The organism is Cupriavidus sp. IDO (assembly GCF_000812465.1).
Classification (GTDB): Bacteria; Pseudomonadota; Gammaproteobacteria; order Burkholderiales; family Burkholderiaceae; genus Cupriavidus.
The window spans coordinates 1-22,855 of sequence record NZ_JWMA01000024.1 but is presented as its reverse complement, the minus strand read 5'-3'; the positions used below and the strand labels follow the sequence as shown (position 1 = coordinate 22,855).

The following is a 22,855-nucleotide window of genomic DNA, read 5'->3' as shown; positions in this document are numbered from 1 at the left end:
ATGCCTGATATCCAAGCGCTTGCGCGCACCGCTCCCCGCGCATTTCTTCAGCCGTTCGGACCGGCACTCGGCAAGCTGCCCGGTTCGGTCTGGGTCCTGTTGCTGTTGACACTGGTCTTCAGCCTGAGTGGCCAGGGCTTTCTCAGCATGGCCAACCTGCTCAACGTTGGCACGCAATCCACTATCCTGCTGCTGATCGCCCTGCCGATGACACTGATCATCATGACCGAGGGGCTGGATCTCTCGATTGGTGCGGTCCTGACGCTGTGCGGCGTGACGCTGGCCATGGTCATGGTTGCCACCGGTTCGCTGGCGCTGGCACTGGCCGCAGCACTGGGTGTCGGCCTGGCATTCGGTGTGCTGAACGGCGCGCTTGTGGCCTCGCTCGGCATTCCCCCGTTCGTGGCCACGCTCGGCACACTTGGCGCAGCGCAGGGACTGGCGCTGGTACTCACCGATGGCCAGAGCGTGGTCGGCATCGGCGACACGATCCCACAGTTCTACGCCGGTGAGCTGCTTGGGATTCCGCTGCCGCTATGGATCGCCGTGGCGTGCTACGGCCTGTTCCACTGGCTGCTCTATCGCACCCGCTTCGGCACCTATGTGTTCGCACTCGGCGGCAACCGCGAAGCGCTCAAGTTTGCCGGTGTGCGTATCAACCGCTCGCTGATCGCAGTCTATGCATTGGGCGGCATGATGGCGGGTGTGGCTGCGCTGTTGCTGACCGCACGCATGAATGCCGGGCACCCCACGGCTGCAATCGGTCTGGAGTTCGATGCGATCGCGGCGGTGGCCGTGGGCGGCACCACGTTCGATCGCGGCAATGGCTGGTTGCCGGGCACGGTACTGGGCGTGCTGGCGGTAGGCGTGCTGCGCAACGGGCTCAACCTGCTCGGCGTGCAATCAGCAGTCCAGGTGGCAGCCATCGGCCTGCTGGTGTTGGTCGTCCTGCTGATTGAGTCCTTCAAGGAGAAGCAATGAATACCGTAAAGACCGCAGCCACTGCATGGGTGCCGCTGTCGGCCGATGCCCGTTCCTTTGCCTACCGACTGTTCGCCCTCGGTCTGCTGTGCGCGCTGCTGGCACTGGCGTCCGATGCGTTCCTGACCTTGGGCAACCTGCTGAACGTACTGCGCCAGGCCAGCCTGCTGTTCCTGCTGGCTTCGGGACTGACGCTGGTGATCCTGACTGGCGGCCTTGATCTGTCGGTGGGAGCCAACGTGGCCATGTCCGCGTGTCTTGCGGCCAGCATGATGAAAGCCACCGGCTCGACCGCACTGGGCGTGGGTGTGGGCCTGGGCTGCGGCATGCTGATCGGCCTGGGCAATGGCTTGCTCGTGGCGGCGCTGCGCATTCCGCCGTTCATCGCCACATACGGCATGCTGTGGGTGCTGCACGGGCTCACCTACTGGTTCATGGCCGGCGACACCATCCACGGCTTCGCTCCCGAGTTCCGCGCCATCGGCAGCGGCTACCTGTGGGGCGTACCAATTCCCGTGTTCCTGATGCTGGCCTTCCTCTTTGCCGGCACCGCGATCTCGCAGAAGACCACCTACGGCCAGGAGATCTATGCGATCGGCGCCAACGCCGTGGCCGCGCGACTGTCGGGTGTGCCGGTGGCACGCCGGCTGGTGCTGGTTTATGTGGTGAGCGGCGCGATGGCCGGTCTGGCCAGCCTGGTGTTTCTGGCCCGTCTGAACTCGGCCGAAGGCGATATCGGCGAGACGCTCACGTTGCCGGCCATCGCCGCCGTGCTGATTGGCGGTACCTCGCTGTTCGGCGGTGTGGGCCGCGTCTCCGGCACGCTGGTCGGCGCCATCATCCTGACCCTGGTACTCAATGGCATGAACCTGCTGACCGTCAGCGCCAACTGGCAACCGCTGGTGACCGGCGTCATCGTGGTACTCGCGGTCTTCCTCGACACCCTGTCGCGCCGCAAGCTCGGCACCCGATAAGCAAAACCGTGGCACATCAAACAAGGAGACAAGATATGCAGCGCTGCAACCTGAAGCAGATCGGCGCCATGCTGGCCTTTGGCCTGCTGGTTGTGCCGGCCGCCCATGCCGATGGCGAACGGATTGCCGTCTTTACCAAGAACCAGACCAACCCCTACTTCCAGGTAGTGCGCCAGGGCGCCGATGCGGCGGCCAAAAGCATGAACGCCAAAGTCACGCACTACATCCCGACCAAACCCGACAGCATCCCTGAGCAGATGAGCCAGATCGAGGACGTGATCGTGAAGAAGCCCGATGCGGTGGTCTTCGTACCGGTGGACTACAAGGCAATGGGGCCCGGCGTGAAGAAGATCAACGCGGCCAATATTCCAGTGGTTAACATCACCGACCGCAGTGACGTCGGCAACTTCGTCTCCTTTGTCGGCGCCAGCGACTACGACCTTGGCATGAAGACCGCCACCCACCTGTTCAAGGCGATGGGCGGCAAGGGCAATGTCGTGCTGCTGGAAGGGATCAAGGGATCACTGACCAATATCGACCGTGTACGCGGCGTGCGCGATGCGCTCAAGGCGTTCCCCGGGGTCAAGCTGCTGGCTTCGCAACCTGCCAACTACCAGCGCCTGCAGGCCCTGCAGGTGATGGAAAACCTAATGCAGTCGTATCCGCAGATCGACGCCGTCTTCGCCACCAACGATGCCATGGCCATCGGCGCCATCGAAGCGCTCCAGGGCGCCAACCGCAAGGCGCTGGTGTCGGGCATCAACGGTACCAAGGAGGCGATCGACGCCATCAAGGCCGGCACCATGCTCGCCACGGGCGACTATAACGGTTTCGAACAGGGCTGCCTGGGCACCATGGCAGCAATCCGCAAGCTGCGCGGACTCCCGGTAAAACAGGAGATCGTGCTGCCCGCCACCGTTATCGACAAGAGCAATTACCAGCCGCTCGACATTCCGGTCGAAAAGCGTACCTGCCCGCGCTGGGAAGATGGCGCGAAGGCATAACCGATGCACATCAACCAGGAGTCCCACCATGCGCAATCTCGATGAAGAGACTATTACCCAGGCGGTACTGGCGCGCAACGTCGACATGAAGGACCGTCGGCTCAAGGAAGTCATGACCAGCCTGATCCAGCACCTGCACGCGTTCGCACGGGAGGTCAGGCTGACCGAAGAGGAATGGGCCGCAGGCATCCAGTTCCTGACCGAGGTGGGCCATACCTGCAACCCGAGCCGGCAGGAGTTCATCCTGCTGTCCGACACGCTTGGCCTGTCCACGCTGGTCACCGCGCAGAATCACCGCAAGCCGCAAGGCTGCACCGAGGCCACGGTATTCGGTCCGTTCTATGTCGATGACGCCCCCGAGTATGAACTCGGCGCCGACGTGGGCAACGGCATGGCCGGCGAACCCTGCCATGTGAGCGGCCAGGTCAGAAGCATCACGGGCGAAGCCATTCCGGGTGCGACGCTTGAGGTCTGGCAGGCCGATGCGGAGGGCTTCTATGACGTGCAGAAGCCCGCACGCACCAGCGCGCAGGGCCGCGGCACGCTGCATGCCGATGCCTCGGGACACTTCCACTTCAAATCCATCGTGGCCGAGTGCTACCCAATTCCGCACGATGGGCCGGTCGGGCGCATGCTGGAAGCCATGGGACGACATCCGTGGCGCCCGGCGCATCTGCATTTCATGATCTCGGCACCGGGTTACGAGACGCTCGTTACCCATGTCTTCCGCGAAGGCGGCGCCTACCTGGACTCGGACGCGGTATTTGGCGTGCGCTCCTCGCTGGTGGCCGACTGGGACAGGCATGAAGCTGGCCCGACGCCGGACGGCAGTCGCTCCGACACGCCCTTCTACACGCTCAACTTCGACTTTGTTCTCAACCCTGCCAACCCGGCTCCGTCAGCCCATCAAGAGACAAGGAGATAATTCCGATGCTTCATGTATTCCATATGATCGACAAACCCGGTGTTGGTGAGCTGCGCCTGCGTGTGCGCCCCGAACACAAGGGCTACCTGCGCGCCGTGGAAAACCAGATTGCCTTTGCCGGACCATTGCTGGCCGAGGACGGCGAGACCATGGTCGGCAGCCTGCTGGTGATCGACTTCCCCTCGATCGACGCCGCGCGACGCTGGCTGGCCGAAGAGCCGTTCACGCGAGCCGGCGTGTACGCCACCAGTGCGATCCACGCCTTCAGCAACATGTGGCCACAGAAGGCCGGCTTACCGGCAGCCTGAAAGTACGGCCCGCGAGACAACAAGCGACTATTCATCAGCTCGGGAGAACATCTTGCCCATTGTCAAACATATCGTCATGTGGAACCTGAGAGGTGACACGGAAGGCGAAAAACGCGATGCCATTGCGCGGCTCAAATCTGCCTTTGAAGGCCTGCACGGAAGGATTCCCGGCTTGCTGCATCTCGAGATCGGGGTCGATTCGAGTCGCGTCGACTATGCCTGCGATGTCGTGCTCTATTCCGAATTTGAGTCGCACAGTGCGCTGCAAACGTATGCCAGCCATCCGGAGCACCAGCGCGTCAAACGCGAGCTGGGCGACCTGCGCATAGCCAGGTACCAGGTCGACTACGATGCTGCCAAATCATATTCCAGCTAAGGTCACATGCTTTCAAGGCAAGCTCAGTCCGAGCATGTGGCGCACGCGGGGCGCTTTCGCCCCCACATGGAAGCCAATCACGCCGCGCTGCAGTTCGGCATCAGCACGGTGTACTCGCTGATGCTGGCGCAAGTGCTTGGCCCACGACTCGACTAGGAACCACTCGGTCAGCAGCTCGGGGTTGGACGGGTCTTGCTGAAGAAGCAACTGGCTGAACAGGCAAAGGTCGCAAAGGCTGCTAAAAGGGCAAAGCCACCCCGCGTACCTAGCCGTTAACAAAATCTGTTGAAAATTTGAAGAAATCGCCCAGGGATCCTTGTCCGGCCTAGGGGCAATCCCCGAAGGCTGCCGTCGAATTCTTATTCCCCCCAACTATTCATACATAGTTAGGGCTAGATAGGTAGCTCTGCCCCCCCAACACCCCTGAAAGAGGGGTGTTTTTTTATCCTCCGTTTTGCGAAGCTATTCCCTAAATGCCCATGCTATGTGGAACGCAAAAGCGTTGTACATCGCAGCACTGATTGTTTCGAGTAGCCGGCTTTCTTTGAAAGCCGAGTAGCCGGTGGGGGTCCGGGGGAGGGACAGATGAGGCGTCGAACTGTGGATAACTTGACTCTGGAACGCTGGCGGGCCTTAGATGCACTTGGGGTGTTAGAGAAGTTGGGGTGCTACATGAAAGCCGATAGCACCTACGAGCCAGTCAGTGCCCACGATACCCAGCGCTACTACGTCAGCGTAAATGGACGTGACTTTGAGTTGCTCGTCCGAGGTCCCAAGTTCTATGACACCCGGCTTGGCCGTGGCGGAGGTGGTGCGGTGGATTTGGCCATGCACCTGCACAACCTCGACTTCAAGGACGCCACTGCGCTACTGCGCGGCCTGGGTGTTTAGGTCCCAGCATGTTCGTGACCGTCAAGGCCCGCGTCTACACCGACGCCACCGGCGTCTATACGGAACTCCCCGTCCTCCTGACGCCAGCCGGCGTGCTGGAGCCGTTGCTCGACTACTGCCTCTATAAAAGCCATGACCGGAGCCTGACGTGGATGACGAAGGTGAATCGCTCGGTGCGGATGTTCCTCGAATACCTGCAAACGAACCCGGCCGAGCGCGACACCTACCGCCTGTTCCAGAACTTCGCCCAGCGGCTCTATACCGGGACGTTCGACCGGGAGACCAGGCTCGACCCCAGCGGCTTGTGCTGGCCGCCTCGCTCGCCGCAGGATGCCTCACACATCATCACCCATCTCTCTGACTTCTTCCGTTGGCTCGGCGAGATGCGCCCCGAGGCGGCCAAGGTGAATCCCCGCTATGCCGGTAGTGCCTTCGACCGACAGACCGACGAGGCAGCCTACCAGTACCGACGCAGCCAGACCTTCCTCGGCCACACCTGGGCGGAGAACGCCTCCCCCGCCGAACCCGGGCACCTTGTGCGAGGTCGACGCCTGCCCAAGGTCGAACGGAGCGACCCGCCGGCCTTCCCGGAGGAGCGCTTCGAGGAGCTGCTGGTCAAGGGATTCTGTGCGGCCGGGCGCTACGATTATCGCGGCATGCTCATCACCTTGCTGCTGCACGGCGCGGGCTTCCGCGAATCGGAGCCTTTCCACCTCTACATCCCCGACGTATTCCCGGACCCCGCCAACACGCGCCAGGCCCAAGTCTTCATCCACCACCCGCGCCACGGTGACGCACCCGCCGATTGGCGCGTCGAGCGGGGACGACCACAAGGCAAACGGGCGGAATACCTCGCCCACCAGTTCGGCCTCGTGCCCCGCACCGACCTGATGGACCGCCGGCACGCCGGCTGGAAGGGCGGCACGCACGATGCGGCCTTTTACAAGAAAGCGTACTGGTTCGTGCCCGAGTATGGCGAGTGGTTCCTGCAACTCTGGTACCGCTACCTCGAACAGGTCGCCCGTATCGAGCGCGACCACCCCTTTGCCTTCATCAACCTGAACCGCGAGCCCGTCGGTGCCATGTACACGCTCACCCAGTACAACAAGGCGCACGCCGCCGCCTGCGAGCGCATCGGACTCACGGTGAGCAAGGCGCTGGGCACGACGCCGCACGGTCACCGCCACGCCTACGGCCGGCGACTTCAAAACGCCGGCGTCGACAAGCCGTTCATCCGCCGCTTCATGCATCACAGCTCGCTGCAGAGCCAGGAGGTCTACACACAGGCGAACACCTGCGAGACCCTTGCCGAGCTCGAAGCAGCCGCGCAGCGGTTGCGAAACAAGTACGCAGGGCCACAACCTGCGTCGCGACTGGTGCTGCCCGGCATCGAACTCAACCACTGAGGAACTCGCATGGCCAAAAAGAAGACGACCACTGCGCCTGCTTCTGCCACTTCCCACAAAAAGGAGAAGGGTGTGAGACGCGAGACGGACATGAGCCTCGGCTGGGTCGAGCGGGACTATCCACAACTCGCCACCTGGCGAATCCTGGCGGTGGAGTGGCTGAAGGGCGAAACACGAAGTGTTGACGAGAAACTCAGTGGGTTGGTGGCCTTCTTCGAGCGCTACCTCGTCCGGCAGGGGCTGCCGCTCGAGCCGGCGGTGTTCCTGGCGCGCACAACCCACCTGCCTGACTTCTACCGGACGGCCTGCCCGGATTCGGAAAAGGGCACCAAGTACAACAACCACATTCACGCCTTCCTCCAATTCGTGCTGCGGCGCGAGTTCAGCGAGGCTGCAGACGACGGCCAACTGGTGGTCTCGCCGGCGTTTCGCAACCCCGTGCCTCGGAGGTCCACGAGCGGTCTGCCCCGGAACGACGAGAGCGTGCATTCGCCGCTCCCCTACGGCTATATCGATGAACTGCGACAGATGCTCGCGGCGGGGCCGCACTTCCGTGACTGGCAGTGGGCTCAGAGCGCGCTGGGCGCCGAAATCGGCCAGCGCGGGCGCGGCGCGGCCGATTGGTTCGGCGTGACCGAGGACCGGATTGACCCGAGCGACCCAGATTGTGTCTGGCGTGTACGCCAGATGACTAACGGAACGCGCCTGGAGATGTGGAGCCCGGTGCGGTGGGTGGCGCTGCTGGTAAAGCTCATTCTGCCGCTGCGGACTTTCCAGGTGCGTGCACTCGACTCGGGCGAAGCCGACACCTGGCGTTACGCGGCGGGGAACTGGACGTTGAATGAGAGCCGGCTCGCGCAGGGCAGCGAACGCCGGCCGCTGCAACAGGGGGTGTTCCGCCGTAGCGACCCGCTCGCCGATGGCGAGGCTGCCTCGACCGTGCTCTACATCAATACCAACAAGACCGCCGACATCGCCAAATCCGGTTCCGAGAAGGGCTACGTGTTGCCCTGGGCCTTCGGCGGGCCGGTGCATCAAGACGTCTTCTACTGGCTGGAGAAACTGCGCCACTGGCAGGAGAGGTACAACCCGGTCTCGCGACGTACGACCTGGACGGAACTGGATGGCCGCCACCTCAAGGCGAAGAGCGAGGTGCAACTCGCGGGCTACCCCGACACCTGCTTCCTCTTCAGGATGTCAGAGGCACGAGACGGCGAGCGTCATCTGCCTGTCCCGCATTATGGATTGGATTACCTCTGGTTCGCGTTGCTGGAATCGCTGGAGGTGCGACTCGCCGACCGACGTGAGACCCATCGCAACGGCGCACCAATTCGCTTCCTCCCGCCGCCGGAAGAACAGAAAAACGGGACCACAACGCTCTTCCCCCTGCACAGCCTGCGCGTCTCCCTCGTCACCGCGCTGGCGCTCGAAGGCCAGGTGCCATTCCCGGTGCTGCAAAAGCTGGTCGGCCACAGCCGCCTGTTGATGACCCTCTATTACACAAAGCCCGGTGCGACCCACATCCGCGACGTGCTGCTCGGTGCGGCGGAGCGGCTGGAGGCGAACAAGGAGGCGAGCATCCAGACCTTCCTGCTTGACACCGAGCACGACCAACTCCTGCAAAAGGCCATCTGCAACAGTGTGCCCAGCCTCGCCGCCGCCATCCCGCAGCATCCCGCCGCGCGCAATCCGGCGGGCTGGATGCCGATGCACCACGGGCTGTGTCTGGTTGGCGGCAACACCAGCGAGGCCGAAGACAACGGTTCGGTGGGCGGCTGCTACAACGGCGGGCCGAACCTTGGCTCACCTTCCAACCCAAGGTACGGGCCCGTTCCGGGCGGCAGCCGCAACTGCGTGCGCTGCCGCTGGTTCGTGACCGAGCCACACCACCTGACGGCGCTGGCCGCCCACTTCAACACGCTCGCTTATCACTTCGACGAGGCGCGCAACGCCTGCCTCACTCGGGAAAGCGAGCTTCAGGACCTGAAGAAGCAGAAGGCCGACGCGGAAGACGCCGGCCAGCCGTTTGCCCGCCTGGACGCCTACCGGCAGGCCGAGCGGGTGTGGGAGAGCGCCATGAAGCGCTTCAGCGACCTCGCCGAAGACCTGGTGGCCTGCTGGCGTCTCATCGAGCGCTGCAAGGCGGCACTCGAAGCTCCGCAGGGAGCTGGCACGCAATTGGTGGCCGCCGGCACGGTGGGCGACGTGCATGTCGGCTTCGAGGAAACTGAGTCGGAATTGCTCCAGCTCGCCGGCGTGTGCGAAAACGTCGAGGTCTACCCCGACCTCGAACCGGGCAAGGCGGTGTTCCGCCGCAGCCAGTTGCTCGACGCGGTGCTCTACCGCGATGACCTGCCGCCCGTGTTCATGCTGTTGAGTGAACAGGAGCAACTGCTCGCCGGCAACGCCTTCATGCGCCGCCTTGCCCAGCAGATGAACCCGGCGAATCCCGCGCTCGGCCAGCGCCAAGTGATTCGCCTCATGGATGCAGGCTTGAGCCTCAGCCAGCACTTCGATATGGACCTCGCCTCGCTGCTGCCCAGGACGGATCGCATCCGGGCGTTTCCCGCGGGGCACCAGGCCCTCACGGGAGATGAAGCATGAATGGGAAAACGGACATCCACCCCGACGCAGTCCTGGAGTCGCTGCTCGCCAAGGGCGGGCGCTCGAACCGGCGCGCAGGGCTGGCAAAGATGCAAGAGCTTTGCCGTCGTCAGCATGAGACCGGCTCGCGCGACTTCTCGTTGCCCGCCATTGGTCGCCTGGCCGAAGCCGAAGGCATCATGAAGGGCCGCGCGCTCTACAACGCCCAGTCCGCTGACTATCGGACACTCATTGAAGCCTGGGCGGCCTATGCCGGGCCGCCTGCGCCCAAGCCGCCAAAGACGCTGGCGAGCCACGAATACCTGATGCGCATTGAGGACCCGGCCATTCGCTCCATCATGCAGGCCATCATCGCCGAGCGTGACAAACTCAAGGCGCAACTCAACGTCCTGAAGGCCAACACCCAGGTGACCGTGGACCGGCGTCCACTGGGCGCAACCATCGCGGCCGCGCCTGGAACGCAGCCAGTGACTGTGCTCGCCCCGTCCGCGCAACTCACGCCGTCAGAGCGCGAAGCCTTACAGAATGCAGTGTCGGCCGACTATCTCGAAAACCAGGGCCTTCGCGAAGGCAGCCACGGTGAAATCGTCAACGCGCGTGGCCGGACAGTGTTTGAGGTGGGGTTCGCGCGAGCGATTCGAAAAGTGCTTGCATAGGCGAAGCAAAAATGAAAGGAGGAGAGGACAACATGAGTGTGGCTTATTACCTTGCCTGCCTTGAATCCGGGCGCTATGTGTGGGTAGGGACATTAGGTCCGGACTGCCAAGCTATGCCCGAAGGGCAAGCCGGCGCGATATCGCGATTTGCGCTGGCCCATCGTGGCAAGCCGCTGACTGTGGTGAGTGATACCCATCCTATTCTTGATGATGGGGAGGAGTGGGAGGCATTGCCCGAGACATAACATGCTCAAAGGGAACGCCACCAAGGCCCCCGACGTACGAATCACGTAATAGAAAAAGCGCCGGCGTTGTCGCCGGCGCTTGGAAGTTTCGGTGCATTACGATGTATTTATACATCGCAAGGCTTTGATGCTTGAAACACCACCTTGCCTAAGTCTCTGGCGGCTCCCCCTCGAACTATGTGCCTTTAGGGTATAAGTCGAATTCGTCGGCAGCTCTATGTTTGACGGCACCTCGCACGTCACTTTGCCTGAGGAGACGTCCATGTCCACGATGGTCCGACGGCAGAGTTCGGCCATGAGCCGCCGTTCAGATATGTCATCAGTCGGACGTTCAGGCGTCAGTTCAGCCCTGTAACCCGTCATCCGATTACCGCGTGGCTGCCTGCCGACGGTAGCCGATTTACCGGGGGTGAGGTGATCCACGGGCATTCGGCGGCCGAATTTTACGATTGTGAGCCTCATCGGAAATAGGGCGTTGACGGGTTGCTGGCAAGCGTCGTCTCGCCTCTGAGATCCGCTGCGCCTGTGCCAGCCGGCAGCAGACCCATCTGAGACATCCAACTGCTGGGAGACGAATGGATCTCTTGGCCGATGAAGGAGTGCCCCAATCGGCCCCAGCGCACGCGCCTCCCGTCGCTGCTGCGCAGCCCGCCCAGATCACGCAAGTTTTGGACGTTCTCTAGCCGCATCGCGTTGCCGTAAGGACAGCCCCGAACGTGGTACTCGTCTGCGTGAACGTCGGGGCCGCGGTCTTTCACTTGCACCGAAATAACCCTTCGGGCGAGCGAGCCAGTATTGGCGAGATAAGACCGGTAATTTGACATTTCGGGACTGCTATTTGACGTCTCGGGACAAAGCTAGTCAACAGCGGCGCCACTGTCTTCACATCAAGTAGCACGCTGCGCTAGTGTTCTCTTTTTCAGAACACGATTGCTCATTGTGTGTCATTGATCAGGCCTCCCCCTCCAACCATACTGCCCCGGACGAACACAACTGACTGGAGCATTCACGATGGAGCAATCGAAAGCAGGATTCCTGGTGGCGGCCTTCGCCGAGTTCTTTCCGGGCGCCACGGAAATCGGCTCGTATGTGGGCGGCAAGCTGATTCCGGGCAGCGGGGACGAAATCCAGTTGTTCGACCCCGCGACCGGCGAAAAGAGCGTCAGCTATCGCGACGCCGGCGCCGACGTGGCCGCGCTCGCCTGTATGGCCGCGCAAGAGGCGCAGAAGACCTGGTGGGGCATGACCCACGCCGCGCGCGGGCGCACCCTGTTCGCGGTGGCGGCGAAGATCCGCGAGCATGGCGAAGCGCTCGCGCGCCTCGAGTCGATCTCGACCGGCAAGCCGATCCGCGACAGCCGCCGCGAGGCCGAGATGGTGGCCGAGATGTTCGAGTTCTACGCGGGCTGGGCCGACAAGTTCCATGGCGACGTAATCGCCGTGCCAACGACGCACCTCAACTACACGCGCCGCGAGCCGTACGGGACCATCCTCCATGTCACGCCGTGGAACATCCCGATTCTGTCGTTCGGCTGGCAGGTCGCACCGACCATCGCCGTGGGCAACGCCGCGCTGCTAAAGCCATCGGAGCTGACGCCGTTCACGTCGCTGGCGGTCGCCTCGCTGGCCGAACAGGCCGGCCTGCCCGCCGGACTCGTCAACGTGCTAGCCGGCTACGGTCACACGACGGCGCAGGCGGCGATCGCGAACGGCATCGTGCGCAAGGTCGTCTTCGTGGGCTCGCCCGCAACGGGCGCAAAGATCGCCGAATCTGCTGCGCGGCATCTGATCCCCTGCATCCTTGAACTCGGCGGCAAGTCCGCGAATATCGTCTTCGAAGACGCAAACCTCGACATGGCCGCAATTGGCGCCCAGGCAGCCGTCTACTCGGGCACGGGCCAGAGCTGCACCGCTGGATCGCGCTTGCTCGTGCAGCGCCGAGTCTACGACGAACTGGTCGACAAGGTGGCGGACGGCGCGCGCCGACTGCGCATCGGGCATCCGCTCGAATCGTCGACGGAGATTGGGCCAATCAGCAACCGCGGCCAGTACGAGCACATCAAGCGGATGATCGTTGCGGGCGTCGCAGAAGGCGCCCAGCTCGCGGCCGGCACCACAGATTTCGAGCCAGGCGGCTATTACGTCAAGCCGACGCTGTTCGCCGGCGTCTCGAACTCCATGCAAGTCGCCCGCACCGAGATCTTCGGACCCGTGATCGCCGCGATTCCGTTCGACACGGAGGAGGAAGCGATCGCGATCGCCAATGACAGCGAATTCGGCCTGGCTGGCGCGGTGTGGACCAACGACGTCGCCCGCGCGCACCGTGTGGCGGGCCAGGTGGACGCCGGCACATTTTGGATCAACGGTTACCGCTCCGTGCATGTTGCTTCGCCATTTGGCGGTTACAAGAACAGCGGCTACGGGCGCACGAGCGGCGTCGAGGCGCTTTACGAATACACGCAGACCAAGAGCGTGTGGGTCCAGACCGCCGCCACGCCCATGACCCGGGTGGGCCGTTCGTGACATCGCAGGAGCCTTTCGGAACATGGAACATAGCGAAACTTTCGACTCCGTGGCAAGCGTGGCGCCGGCGAGTCGGGGCGCCACGCTTGCCACCGGACTCGCCGAGCGCAAGACAGGCTCCGTGCTGCTGCTCGAGGGGCGCCCTGCGCGACCGCGACTTCTGCCAGCGAGCCTCGAGCGACTCGATGAGCCTGGATACTTCACCTAATCCGCGTAGGTGCACCCATGCACTCGGTATCTACACGCACGTCTGGAACAGCATGGCATCGTGTACAACCAGCCCATCAGCCGCGAATCGCACCGCACGTTGTCCTATGTAGGACTTATGGATATCCCTAGAAGAAAGTCAATATGACATTCTATATTCTTCCTACACCTATATATAAGTTACGGATTTTGGTCATGCGAGTCGGAGCTCATCCATGCGATGATCTCGCCAGGCTGGTCGAGGAGTCCGTGCAGGCCAGGGCTGCAGCCTTGAAGGCGGTGCGTCCGCTGGCACGCGGAGAGTTCGTGCAGGTTCGACGTCGCCGATGCCGAGCAACTGGATGCAATGATTGAGCGCTACGGCGTCACCCACACCAGCCACCTGGCGGCGCTCACGTATCTTTCTTTCAAGGCCGATCCGAGGCGCGTCGTGCGCGTCAACGCGCTGGGTGGGTAAACGTGTTCCTCACGTCCAAGGGCGCAGATTAGGGTAGTGCGCGGCATGCGGGGCCGCGCGTGGCGGAGTCTTCGGTGATTCCGATCCACGCCGCCTGCTGACCGCGAAGCGGAGAAGAGCTCGATCGCGCCAAGCGATTCGTTGTGCCGCGCGACGCCCGCAGACTCGATCAGCGGAGCTACAGGCGTCGCGATTCACTTCATGTCGACTATCAGGAGGTTTGAGAAATGCGTCTGATGACTAAATTTCGCAGCGTTGCCTGCGGCTTGGCGATGCTCTGCGCTGGCACGGGCATTGCGCATGCGCAAGAGTTTGCCGGCCGCCTGGTCAATGTGATGGTCAATTTCCCGGTGGGCGGCCCCACCGACCTGGAGGCGCGCGTTTTTGCGCAACATCTGCCGCGCTTTCTGAAAGGCACCAGCGGTGTCGTCGTTCGCAACGTTGCCGGCGCCGGCGGCATGATCGCCGTGAACCAACTCGGCGACGTCTCCGAGACAAATAAGCTCAACATCGGCTTCTTTACCTGGGACCCGATGCAGCAGATCTTGAAGCATCCGAACTTGCGGGTCCAATTCAACGACCTCAAGTTCATTGCCGGCATGGAGCAGACCAACCTTCTTTACATTCGGCGTGACACCGCCCCGGGCATCGCCAAACCTGCCGACATTGCCAAAGTCAATACGTTTCGCGCCGCCGTGCTTTCGAACGGTTCGGACTGGTCGGCGTTGCGCCAGAGTCTGGCCCTTGATCTGCTCGGCGCCAAATACCGGATCATTCCCGGCTACAAGGGGACGCGTGAGGCCGAAGTGGCGCTGCTCCAGGGCGACATCCAGTTGGTCAGTAATTCCTTGCCCGGCTACAACTCCTTTGCCAAGCTGAATTTGGTGGACAAGGGCCTCGCGATTCCGCTCTTCCAGTACGAGCGCGGCGAAGGCAACCTCAGACGCAGTCCCAACCTGCCCGATGTGCCCACCTTCCTGGAGCTCTATCGCGAAATCCACGGCTCCAATGCGAACCCTAGCGGGCCGAAGTGGGAAGCGCTGCAGTTCCTGAACCGGATCTCGCGCACGCCGCGGGTGATCTTCATGCCGCCTAATGCCCCCGACGCTGCCGTCGCTGAACTGCGCAGCGCCGTGGAAAGGATGGCGAAGGATCCGCAATTCATCGCGCAGTACGAAAAGGTGACGCTGGCGCCGGCACATTTCGTCCATGGTGCCGACGGCGAGCGCGTCATTGTCGAACTGAAAAGGTTGCCGCCGGAGATGGTGACCTTCTTCAACCAGTACATCGAGTCGAATTCATCGCGCTGAGCGCTAGCCAGCGCGGCCAACGGCAGCCGCGTGCACGCCGTCGCCGTGCGCGCACGCAGCGGCACTGAAAGGAAATGGGTATGGACGGAAACGATATGATGAATTTTGCGTTGCCGGAAGAACTGCGCATGCTGAAGGATTCGCTGCGCCGCTTTGTGAATCAGGAGCTCATTCCGGCCGAACTCACCGCACGCAAGGACGACAAGCTGATTCCCGAACTGCGTGCCCGCGTCGAGGCGTTCGGGAAAGAATTGGGACTCGACAAGTTCGATGTGCCCGTCGAATACGGCGGGCTGGGCTTCGGCCTGCTCGCCAAGACCATCGTGTGGTCGGAACTCGCCCGCACGGTGGCCTTGCCGGTGCGGGCAATCAATCCGTTCGGCGCGACGGTGTACCCCGTGCTCTATGAACTCGACGCTGCGCAGAAGGAGCGCTTTCTCTTGCCGACATTGCGCGGCGAATTGAAATGGTGCTTTGCCCAGACCGAGCCCGATGCGGGTTCGGACCCCGGAGGCATGAAGACTACCGCCGTGCGCGACGGCGATCATTACGTGATCAACGGTTTCAAGCGCTTCATCACGGGCGCGGCTGATGCCGATTATGCGCAACTGATGGCCGCGACCGACCGCACAAAGGGCTCGCACGGCGGGATCTCTGCCTTCATCGTCGACATGAAATCTCCCGGGGTCAAACTGCTGCGCGCACAGAAGATGCTGGTCGACGACACGCCCTGGGAAATCGCCTTCGACGATGTCAGAGTGCCGGTGGAAAATCGCATCGGCGCCGAAGGCGAAGGCTTCAAGCACGCACAGAAAGTGCTCACCGTACTTCGGGTGCGTCACGGCGCCAAGGCCTGCGGGGTGATGGAGCGCTGTCTCGAACTGGCCGCGAGCTACGCGAAGGAGCGGGTGACCTTCGACAAGCCGCTTGCTGAACGGCAAGGCGTGCAATGGTTGATCGCCGATTCCTACCTCGAGTGGCACCAGCTCGAACTGATGGTCAGGCACGCAGCGTGGAAACACGATCGCGGCGAGGACATTCGCACGGAAGCTTACATGGTGAAGAATTTCGGTGACAGCAAATCCTTTGAAGCTGCAGATCGATGCATGCAAGTCCACGGCGGTATCGGACTCTCGACCGAATTGCCGATCGAGAAGTTCTGGCGTGATCAGCGCAGCATGTTGATCACCGATGGGCCGACCGACGTTCTCAAGGCCGCCATTGCCCGGCATGCCTTGAATGTGTTCGGCTGATGGCACTGGAGCGCCGAGGCGCATTGCCGATCCAGGCAATTCATCGCGCCCGAATCTGTTTCCTTTTGGAGAACCCATGAATCCAAGCCGCATCCACGAACTCCTCGAGCCGTGGCTCGCGAGTGAGCCCGACCGCGAATTCATCCATCTCCCCGATCGCACTGTGACCTATGCCGAGGTCGGCGCGATGGCCAGCGCCCTGGAGACGGAACTGCTCGCCTTGGGCGTGCGCCCCGGCGATCGGGTGGTAATCGTGACGGAAAACTGCACCGAGCATATCGCCTTGCTGCTTGCTTGCAGTCGCGTCGGCGCCTGGTCCTCCGGAGTCAATGCCCGCATGGCAGCCGGCGAAGTCGATGCCTTTGCGCAATTGGTCGATGCGCGGCTGATCTACTTCACCACGGGGGTCTCTGCGGCGGCAATGACCCATGCCGGGCGCCACCAGGCCCGCTCATCGACGCTCGACGGACTCATGCACAGCGACGTGCGCCTTGAGGCAGTCGCCGAACAAGGCAGCGAAGCCGAGCGCGTCGCGGCGATCATCTCCACCTCCGGCACCACCGGAAGGCCAAAGGGCGTCATGGTGACCCACGCGGCCGTGCTGCATGCCGCGCGCGTCTCATGCAAATCGCGCGGCCTGGGTCGCGACGATCGCCTGTGCTTGTTCGTGCCGATGACCCATATCTTTGGCCTTGCCGCCGTGCTGGCCTCGTCGCTTCTTTCGGGCGCAACATTGGTCTTGCAGCAGACTTTCTCTGCCGCTGATGTGCTCGACGCACTCGCCCATCATCGGGTCAGCCAACTGCAAGGCCCGCCGGCGCTGTATTCGCGCCTCCTTGCCCACCTCGAGACGCATGGCATTGACCGGCCATCAGCGCCGCATCTGCGCTACATCTACACGGGAAGCAGTCCACTCGATATCGCGCTGAAGGAGCGCGTGGAGGCTTGTTTCGGCCTGCCGCTGCACCACGGTTATGCGAGTTCGGAATCCCCGGTCGGCTGCGCCACCGCAAGCAACGTGCGGCGCCAGGACACCGCCGCAGGCTATCTCCTGGAAGGCATGTCCATTCGCATCGTGGACGCCAACCATCGTGATGTAGCGGCGGGAGAGACCGGGGAGATCTGGCTCGCCGGGCCGTATCTGACGCCCGGTTACTTTCGAGATCCCGAGGCTACCCGGCAGGCGTTCCGTCCCGGCGGCTGGTATGCCACCGGTGACCTTGGGCGGCTGGGGGAGGACGGCGCGCTGTTCATCGTCGGCCGACTGAAGGAGCTCATCATCCGCTCCGGCTTCAATGTGTATCCGGCAGAAGTGGAAGCGGTGCTCAATCAGCATCCCAGCGTGCGGCGCTCGGCGGTCGTTGGGCAGCGAGAGCCTGATGGCAACGAGAGGGTGATCGCCTTCCTCGAGCTTCGCGACGGCATGGGTTTTGATGAGCAAGCACTGCGCGGCTACCTGCGGGAGCAACTGGCGCCCTACAAGCAACCGGCACTGTTTCGCGTGCTGCCCTCCATGCCGATGACTGACACCGGCAAGTTGCTCAAACGAAATTTGCTCGCCCACGTCGATGCAGTGGCGCAGGGATGACCGGGCTGTTGCCCTCGTGAAATGAACGAAACATCGAAGGAGAAAGAAATGAGCAAGGAAGTAGTGAGTTATGAACTCGATGGCGACGTTGCCATTATCGGTCTCAACCGTCCGGAAAAGCGTAATGCCTTCAACGACGAATTGCATAAGCAGTTGCATACGGCGGTGATGCGCGCGGGTGAAGAGGCCAGGTGCGGCGTGCTGTTCGGTCATGGGGAGTGCTTCAGCGGTGGGCTGGATCTCGCCTACGCCGCGTCGATGTGGGAAAGCGGCCAGGACCACAAACTGCCGTATCCTCGCAATTACGACACTGAGCTGATCGCTCGGGGCAGGATACCCTTCGTCTCTGCCTTGCATGGTGCCACCATCGGTGGCGGCTTCGAGGCCGCGGCCAGCACCCATATTCGGGTCGCCGACGAAACGGCGTTCTTCGCCCTGCCTGAAGGCCAGCGTGGCATCTTCGTCGGCGGCGCCGGCTCGGTGCGGATCAGCCGGCTGATCGGGACCGCCCTCATGACGGATTTGATGTTGACGGGACGCGTGCTGAACGCCGACGAGGCGCTGCGCTTCAACGCGGTGCAGTATGTGGTGCCCAAGGGGCAGGCGCTGGAGAAGGCCGTCACATTGGCCCGGCGCATCTGCGCCAACGCGCCGCTGACCAATTTCGCCATCACCAATGCCTTGCCGCGCATCCGGGATATGTCTTACGACGATGGCATCTTCGTCGAGCGGCTGGTCAGTGAATATACCCTCAGCCCCGAAACGACCGCGCGTCTGAGCGAGTTCCTGAACAAGAAAGCGGCGCCCATCAAGGCGCCGGGAGGGGAAGGGGCGCTGTGAACTGCCTACGCGAATCGGCGATCGTCGCTTATGCCGAAACCAAGATCATGGAGAAGAGCGACCGCGACGTCTGGGAGCTTGATGCCGAGGTGCTCGACGCCTTGCTCGAGCGCAGCGGCTTCGAGAAGGCGGAGATCGACGGCCTGGTCATGGCCGGGTTCGGGCTGACAGCGGCGGGTGAGAGCTTCTGGGCACAGGTTACGGCCGACCAGCTCGGCCTGGAACTCGACTACTGCGACCAGGTGCATATCGGCGGCTGTTCAGCCACCGGCAGCGTCGCACGTGCCGCGGCAGCGATCGATGCCGGCCTATGCACCACGGTCTTGCTGCTGTTCGCCGATACTGGCGTGGCGGAAAACAACCGAGGTGACCGAAGTTTCCGCCGCGAGTGGGCTGATCCGTACGGTGTATTCGGCCCCCCCGACGCTTTCGGCTTGCTGACGCGGCGCTACGAGCATCAGTATGGACTTGACTACGAGATGCTGGGCAAGCTCGCGGTCACCCAGCGTGCCCATGCCATGTTGAACGACAACGCCTGCGAGAAGCTGCGCAAGCCGATTACTATCGATGACTACCTCAACTCGCGCATGATCGCCGACCCGATACGTCTGCTCGATTGCGTCATGCGCTGCGACGCCGCTTCGGGCCTGCTGATGACCAGCAGGCGACGCGCCAGGGAAAAGGGCATCGACAAGTTCGTCACACCGATCGGCTACGGGGAGCGAACCAACTTCCTGGGTGGGGAGAACTTCGTCGATGTTACCCGCAGTGGCCACGAAGTTTGCGGCAAACGCGCCCTCGCCCAGGCAGGACTCGCGCTCAGGGATGTTGCATCGTTTCATCCCTATGACGATTTCATCATCGCGATCATGCTGCAGCTCGAGGCGTTCGGCTTTTGTGGGCCTGGTCAGGGCGTGCAGTTCATCCGCGAAATGAACTTTGCCTTCGATGGTGATCTACCGTTGAATACCGGCGGCGGCCAGATCTCGGCGGGGCAAGCGGCATGCTGTTCGCACAACCTGACCGAGGCAGTGAGGCAGTTGATGGGCGAGGGCGGTGCGCGTCAGGTAAGGAATACCGCCAATGCGCTGGTGAGTGGCATCGGCTGGATCAATTACTCGCGCAACTGGGGCACGAGCAGCGCCCTGGTCCTGGCTCCCAACGCATGATCAATACGCGAGGCGACAATGGCAACAGCTACTCCCGATCTTCTCAACGATACCTTTGATGTCAGGCGCGCGATCAAGCCATCCAGCTTCACGCAACCATTCTGGGCGGCGACACGCGAGAAGAAATTGGTCATCCAGTACTGCCGGGCAACCGGCAAATATCAGCATTACCCGCGCCCAACCAGCATCTTCACCGGCCGCAAGACCGACATTGAATGGCGCGAGGCCTCGGGTCGCGGCGAAATTTTCTCATGGACCGTGGTGCGGCGCGCCGCCGCGGCTTTTCGTGGGCACGAGCCCTATGTGGTCGCGTCGGTGACCCTCGATGTCGGCGTCAATGTGATTGCCAACCTGGTCAATTGTGCGCTGGATGAGGTTTGCATCGGCATGAAGGTCGTGCCCTACTGGCTGCCGATAGACGATGGCATGCACCTACTGATGTTTCAACCGGAGCAGTAGACGAGGTGGCAGCGGAGCATAGGAATTTTAAAGGCCCTGGGCAAGCAAGGCGCAAGGCCCAAGACGGGCTCGGGACGGCCTCGGACCGGCCGCGGCGGCCTGATGTGCTTGGCTTCGGGAGCCTGTCCAGAATTTTGTGTGAGGCAAGACACGACCTACCGGAGCATTTGTACCAAGCAGAACGAAGCAGAAGAACGCGGAGATCGCCGCCATGAGCGCGGTACTGCCGAAGATCCCTGAAGAGCTGATTGACCAGTTGGTGTCTGGTCCGATGACCGGCGAGGCGGTCAACGCGGCCACGATGGCCTTTAAGAAGGCGCTGATCGAGCGCACCGAGCTCGGCCACCACCTTGACCAGGCAGGCCCCCGCCGGCGAGGCCGAATCGCCGGCGAACCATCGCAACGGCTTTGTCGACTTGAGGGTCGAAGGGGTTGACTGGGCGGCGGAATAAGCGGGCCCTTCAGGCTGCGGACGGATCTTGGGTGACGCCGGTGAATGCACGCCAGGCCGCGAACCGCATGGCGAGCTGCTTGCGGTAGAGCGAGGCACGCAGCAGGTGCCGCTTGAGGGCGAAGTGCTGGCGGATCGGACCGAAGCTCGAGAGGAAAGCCTGGGTCCGTTCATGGTCTCGAAATCCCCGCATACGTCGCTCGCGCTCACGGGTGGGCTGGTGGCTGTTCTCGGCCCGGTGGTTGTGACCCGCGCAGCCGCTTTGACGAAGACGTGTTTGGATCGGGCCGGGATGTCGGCTCTCGCCGCCGCATAGCTGCGCAGCTTGTCGGTGACGATCTTGCGCGGTGTCGGGCAGCCGCGCGGCACCCGCTGGAAGAAGCGTTTGGCAGCGCCCTTCTCGCGACGCTTCTGCAGCAGGATGTCGAGTTCGGCGCCATGTTCGCCAACTGCCCGCCACTGGAGGTAGGGCTCGCGCGCAGGGTCACGAACATCTCGTCCAGATGCCACGTGCGGCCCGGCTTGCCCCGCGCCGCGTTCACCCGACTGGCAAAGCCAGCGCCAAACTTGTCGCTCCAACGGCGGATCGTCTCGTAGCTCACCACCACACCGCGCTCAAAGAGCAGTTCCTCGATGTCCCGCAAGCTCAATTGGAAGCGGAAGTACCAGCGCACCGCATGGCTGATGACCGCCGCAGGGAATCGAGCGATTTCGTCTTCTTCAAACCAGCATCCTACGATACCGCCTCGTCAACGTGACAGTGCCTTTGCCGACACTGATTTGATCGAAGGACCGGTCATCGTGGCCGTATTGCTTGTCATGCGCCGCAGACGGCGGAGAGACATACTCCCCAATTCCGCTGGCGTGCCAGAATAGGCGCCTACACGCTACGTCTGGGACGACCGCATGCCAGCCCCCTACACCGAAAGCCGTATTGGTTACCTGTATGAAGCGGTGCGCTGTGGCACGGTGCGCGCCGCGGCCGACTTCCTGGACATCGCGCCCTCGGCCGTGAGTCGGCAGATCGCACTGCTCGAGGAGGAACTTGCCACGCCGCTCGTCGAGCGTAACAAGCGCGGCGTCAAACCAACCGAGGCAGGCGCGCTGCTGCTCGAGTACTTCTCCCAGCAGCGCGCCCATCAGGCCGATCTCGTTTCGAAGATCCAGGAATTGCGCGGACTGCGCCGCGGCCAGGTCACTGTCGTCATGGGTGAAGGCTTCGCGTCGACGATGGTCGGCGGCCCGATACGGCAGTTCCGCGAAAGCCACCCGGAAATCTCGCTCACAGTTGACCAGTGCAGCACCAACGAAGTGGTGCGTCGCGTGGCCGAGGACGAGGCCGACATCGGGCTAGCGTTCAACCCGTCGCCCGACCCTAAGGTCGTCAGCCGCGCTGAATCGCGTCAACCGATGCACGCGGTCGTTGCGCCGGATTTTCCGCTCGCCGGCAAGTTAGAATCGGTCACGCTGCAGGACTTGCTTCCTTATCCGCTGGCATTGACGCATCCGGAGCACGGCACGCGGCGGCTGGTGGAGGCGGCGATGCTGCTCGACCGCGTCAGACTGACGCCAGCGTTGACAACGAATTCGGTCACCTTGCTCAAGCTGTTCATAACCAACAATCTCGGCTTCACGTTTCTGACGCGGATCGCGGTTGCCCCTGAGCTGGAAGCCGGCCAATTGACGACAATCCCGGTCGAGAACCGGTTGCTGCAAAGTCCGGAGGCTCAATTGATCACGCGCGTGGGCCGCCAGCTTTCGCCTGCGGCGAACCGGTTGCTGCAACGACTAGCGGCGCAGATCCGTCAGTACGACGCGGCGGTATGACCGGCGCCCACATCTTAGGGCGCGCATACGGGCCTGCGGCTGTTGCTCCTCAATAGCAGTCGTAGCCGTCGCGAAAACCTGCAAGGCCGCTTCGGGTCGCTGCGACGGTCCGGCCTCATACGAAGGCAACCGCGCAAGCCCCAAACAGCGTGTGACGCAAACGCTACGTATTGACCTTGCGTCTCTGGAGAGGAAGGGGTGGCTTTCTCCAGCGCAGAACCCTTGTTTACAGGCAAAAAAAGCGGGCGCCATCTGAAAGACGGGGCCCGTTTTGCGTTTCAACAGATTTTGTTAACGGCTAGCCCGAAGTTTGAGGGCCCGAAACGCAGCTAAGCAAGACATGGCGCGCCTTTGCGCCATTTTTTGCGTCCTAGTTGTTCCCATGTAAATGGTTCAATGTT

Annotated in this window: 22 protein-coding genes and 2 pseudogenes; 21 read left to right on the top strand and 3 right to left on the bottom strand. The window is 62.5% G+C overall.

Going from position 1 to position 22,855, the window contains the following annotated elements:
* From RM96_RS08050 to RM96_RS08025, 6 genes are read left to right on the top strand one after another with little or no spacing between them, the layout of a single operon-like run.
* Positions 1–981, top strand: a complete 981-nt coding sequence (locus tag RM96_RS08050) for an ABC transporter permease (protein ID WP_039009518.1) — start codon at positions 1–3, stop codon at positions 979–981.
* Positions 978–1,955 carry an ABC transporter permease gene (locus RM96_RS08045; protein ID WP_039009517.1) on the top strand — a complete coding sequence of 326 codons (978 nt, stop codon included), beginning with the start codon at positions 978–980 and terminating at the stop codon, positions 1,953–1,955. The genes RM96_RS08050 and RM96_RS08045 overlap by 4 nt, the downstream gene beginning before the upstream one ends.
* Before the next feature lie 35 nt (positions 1,956–1,990).
* Positions 1,991–2,959 carry a sugar ABC transporter substrate-binding protein gene (locus RM96_RS08040; RefSeq protein ID WP_152624063.1) on the top strand — a complete coding sequence of 323 codons (969 nt, stop codon included), beginning with the start codon at positions 1,991–1,993 and terminating at the stop codon, positions 2,957–2,959.
* Between the two features lie 28 nt (positions 2,960–2,987).
* Positions 2,988–3,884, top strand: coding sequence for an intradiol ring-cleavage dioxygenase (locus RM96_RS08035; protein WP_039009516.1), 897 nt, complete (start codon positions 2,988–2,990; stop codon positions 3,882–3,884).
* 5 nt (positions 3,885–3,889) lie between these two features.
* On the top strand, positions 3,890–4,192 hold the full coding sequence (locus tag RM96_RS08030) for a YciI family protein (protein WP_039009515.1): 303 nt from the start codon (positions 3,890–3,892) through the stop codon (positions 4,190–4,192).
* Between the two features lie 52 nt (positions 4,193–4,244).
* Entirely contained in the window at positions 4,245–4,568 is a 324-nt protein-coding gene (locus tag RM96_RS08025) for a Dabb family protein (protein WP_082016462.1), read from the top strand.
* 12 nt (positions 4,569–4,580) lie between these two features.
* Here the strand turns inward: RM96_RS08025 and RM96_RS39870 are convergent, their stop codons facing one another.
* Positions 4,581–4,775 carry an MFS transporter gene (locus RM96_RS39870; protein WP_443112244.1) on the bottom strand — a complete coding sequence of 65 codons (195 nt, stop codon included), beginning with the start codon at positions 4,773–4,775 and terminating at the stop codon, positions 4,581–4,583.
* A 465-nt stretch (positions 4,776–5,240) separates the two neighbouring features.
* Between RM96_RS39870 and RM96_RS08020 the strand changes: the two genes are divergently transcribed.
* Genes RM96_RS08020 through RM96_RS36870 form a run of 5 tightly spaced genes read left to right on the top strand, consistent with a single transcriptional unit; the run spans position 5,241 to position 10,370 of the window.
* Entirely contained in the window at positions 5,241–5,459 is a 219-nt protein-coding gene (locus tag RM96_RS08020; protein WP_238587153.1) for a hypothetical protein, read from the top strand.
* An 8-nt stretch (positions 5,460–5,467) separates the two neighbouring features.
* A complete protein-coding gene (gmtY, locus tag RM96_RS08015) occupies positions 5,468–6,865 on the top strand; it encodes a gamma-mobile-trio recombinase GmtY (RefSeq protein WP_039009513.1) in 1,398 nt (465 codons plus the stop codon).
* Positions 6,866–6,874: 9 nt separating this feature from the next.
* Positions 6,875–9,469: a gamma-mobile-trio integrase GmtZ gene (gmtZ, locus tag RM96_RS08010; protein ID WP_082016460.1), complete on the top strand. Its 2,595-nt coding sequence runs from the start codon at positions 6,875–6,877 to the stop codon at positions 9,467–9,469.
* Positions 9,466–10,125 (top strand): gamma-mobile-trio protein GmtX, encoded by a 660-nt coding sequence (gmtX, locus tag RM96_RS08005; protein ID WP_039009512.1) that lies wholly within the window; start codon positions 9,466–9,468, stop codon positions 10,123–10,125. The genes gmtZ and gmtX overlap by 4 nt, the downstream gene beginning before the upstream one ends.
* Before the next feature lie 32 nt (positions 10,126–10,157).
* A complete protein-coding gene (locus tag RM96_RS36870; protein ID WP_082016459.1) occupies positions 10,158–10,370 on the top strand; it encodes a hypothetical protein in 213 nt (70 codons plus the stop codon).
* A 458-nt stretch (positions 10,371–10,828) separates the two neighbouring features.
* Here the strand turns inward: RM96_RS36870 and RM96_RS39865 are convergent, their stop codons facing one another.
* A complete protein-coding gene (locus tag RM96_RS39865) occupies positions 10,829–11,059 on the bottom strand; it encodes a tyrosine-protein phosphatase (protein WP_082016458.1) in 231 nt (76 codons plus the stop codon).
* 322 nt (positions 11,060–11,381) lie between these two features.
* On the opposite strand from RM96_RS39865, the gene RM96_RS08000 reads away from it, so the two are divergent.
* The 8 genes and pseudogenes from RM96_RS08000 to RM96_RS38515 all read left to right on the top strand — a co-directional run.
* A complete protein-coding gene (locus RM96_RS08000; protein WP_039009511.1) occupies positions 11,382–12,893 on the top strand; it encodes an aldehyde dehydrogenase family protein in 1,512 nt (503 codons plus the stop codon).
* A gap of 999 nt (positions 12,894–13,892) precedes the next feature.
* Positions 13,893–14,867, top strand: coding sequence for a hypothetical protein (locus tag RM96_RS07990; RefSeq protein ID WP_238587152.1), 975 nt, complete (start codon positions 13,893–13,895; stop codon positions 14,865–14,867).
* An 80-nt stretch (positions 14,868–14,947) separates the two neighbouring features.
* Positions 14,948–16,120 carry an acyl-CoA dehydrogenase family protein gene (locus tag RM96_RS07985; RefSeq protein WP_052279384.1) on the top strand — a complete coding sequence of 391 codons (1,173 nt, stop codon included), beginning with the start codon at positions 14,948–14,950 and terminating at the stop codon, positions 16,118–16,120.
* Between the two features lie 76 nt (positions 16,121–16,196).
* The gene (locus RM96_RS07980; protein WP_039009508.1) at positions 16,197–17,708 is read left to right on the top strand and encodes a class I adenylate-forming enzyme family protein; all 1,512 of its coding nucleotides are present in this window, start codon (positions 16,197–16,199) and stop codon (positions 17,706–17,708) included.
* A 48-nt stretch (positions 17,709–17,756) separates the two neighbouring features.
* Positions 17,757–18,548, top strand: coding sequence for a crotonase/enoyl-CoA hydratase family protein (locus RM96_RS07975; RefSeq protein ID WP_039009507.1), 792 nt, complete (start codon positions 17,757–17,759; stop codon positions 18,546–18,548).
* Positions 18,545–19,717, top strand: a complete 1,173-nt coding sequence (locus tag RM96_RS07970; protein WP_039009506.1) for a thiolase family protein — start codon at positions 18,545–18,547, stop codon at positions 19,715–19,717. Before RM96_RS07975 ends, RM96_RS07970 begins: the two co-directional genes overlap by 4 nt.
* Positions 19,718–19,735: 18 nt before the next feature.
* The gene (locus tag RM96_RS07965) at positions 19,736–20,176 is read left to right on the top strand and encodes a Zn-ribbon domain-containing OB-fold protein (protein WP_052279383.1); all 441 of its coding nucleotides are present in this window, start codon (positions 19,736–19,738) and stop codon (positions 20,174–20,176) included.
* Positions 20,177–20,387: 211 nt separating this feature from the next.
* A pseudogene (locus RM96_RS38515) lies at positions 20,388–20,528 on the top strand (IS256 family transposase); the annotation flags it as partial.
* Positions 20,529–20,637: 109 nt separating this feature from the next.
* On the opposite strand, the pseudogene RM96_RS36860 reads toward RM96_RS38515, so the two are convergent.
* Positions 20,638–21,337: pseudogene (locus tag RM96_RS36860) on the bottom strand (IS6 family transposase).
* Between RM96_RS36860 and RM96_RS39295 the strand changes: the two are divergent.
* Both RM96_RS39295 and RM96_RS07950 read left to right on the top strand, forming a co-directional pair.
* The gene (locus RM96_RS39295) at positions 21,261–21,503 is read left to right on the top strand and encodes a hypothetical protein (protein WP_193752413.1); all 243 of its coding nucleotides are present in this window, start codon (positions 21,261–21,263) and stop codon (positions 21,501–21,503) included. The pseudogene RM96_RS36860 and the gene RM96_RS39295 sit on opposite strands and share 77 nt — an antisense overlap.
* 30 nt (positions 21,504–21,533) lie before the next feature.
* Entirely contained in the window at positions 21,534–22,454 is a 921-nt protein-coding gene (locus RM96_RS07950; protein WP_039009505.1) for a LysR family transcriptional regulator, read from the top strand.
* Positions 22,455–22,855: the final 401 nt, after the last annotated feature.

Coding starts and splice junctions, on each gene's coding strand:
- gmtZ (WP_082016460.1), top strand. CDS start 6,875: ATGGCCAAAAAGAAGACGACCACTGCGCCTGCTTCTGCCACTTCCCAC.
- RM96_RS07985 (WP_052279384.1), top strand. CDS start 14,948: ATGGACGGAAACGATATGATGAATTTTGCGTTGCCGGAAGAACTGCGC.
- RM96_RS08045 (WP_039009517.1), top strand. CDS start 978: ATGAATACCGTAAAGACCGCAGCCACTGCATGGGTGCCGCTGTCGGCC.
- RM96_RS08020 (WP_238587153.1), top strand. CDS start 5,241: ATGAAAGCCGATAGCACCTACGAGCCAGTCAGTGCCCACGATACCCAG.
- RM96_RS07980 (WP_039009508.1), top strand. CDS start 16,197: ATGAATCCAAGCCGCATCCACGAACTCCTCGAGCCGTGGCTCGCGAGT.
- RM96_RS08000 (WP_039009511.1), top strand. CDS start 11,382: ATGGAGCAATCGAAAGCAGGATTCCTGGTGGCGGCCTTCGCCGAGTTC.
- RM96_RS08050 (WP_039009518.1), top strand. CDS start 1: ATGCCTGATATCCAAGCGCTTGCGCGCACCGCTCCCCGCGCATTTCTT.
- RM96_RS07990 (WP_238587152.1), top strand. CDS start 13,893: ATGGTCAATTTCCCGGTGGGCGGCCCCACCGACCTGGAGGCGCGCGTT.
- RM96_RS07975 (WP_039009507.1), top strand. CDS start 17,757: ATGAGCAAGGAAGTAGTGAGTTATGAACTCGATGGCGACGTTGCCATT.
- RM96_RS08035 (WP_039009516.1), top strand. CDS start 2,988: ATGCGCAATCTCGATGAAGAGACTATTACCCAGGCGGTACTGGCGCGC.
- RM96_RS39295 (WP_193752413.1), top strand. CDS start 21,261: ATGTCCCGCAAGCTCAATTGGAAGCGGAAGTACCAGCGCACCGCATGG.
- RM96_RS39865 (WP_082016458.1), bottom strand. CDS start 11,059: ATGCGGCTAGAGAACGTCCAAAACTTGCGTGATCTGGGCGGGCTGCGC.
- gmtX (WP_039009512.1), top strand. CDS start 9,466: ATGAATGGGAAAACGGACATCCACCCCGACGCAGTCCTGGAGTCGCTG.
- RM96_RS08040 (WP_152624063.1), top strand. CDS start 1,991: ATGCAGCGCTGCAACCTGAAGCAGATCGGCGCCATGCTGGCCTTTGGC.
- RM96_RS07950 (WP_039009505.1), top strand. CDS start 21,534: ATGCCAGCCCCCTACACCGAAAGCCGTATTGGTTACCTGTATGAAGCG.
- RM96_RS36870 (WP_082016459.1), top strand. CDS start 10,158: ATGAGTGTGGCTTATTACCTTGCCTGCCTTGAATCCGGGCGCTATGTG.
- gmtY (WP_039009513.1), top strand. CDS start 5,468: ATGTTCGTGACCGTCAAGGCCCGCGTCTACACCGACGCCACCGGCGTC.
- RM96_RS08030 (WP_039009515.1), top strand. CDS start 3,890: ATGCTTCATGTATTCCATATGATCGACAAACCCGGTGTTGGTGAGCTG.
- RM96_RS07965 (WP_052279383.1), top strand. CDS start 19,736: ATGGCAACAGCTACTCCCGATCTTCTCAACGATACCTTTGATGTCAGG.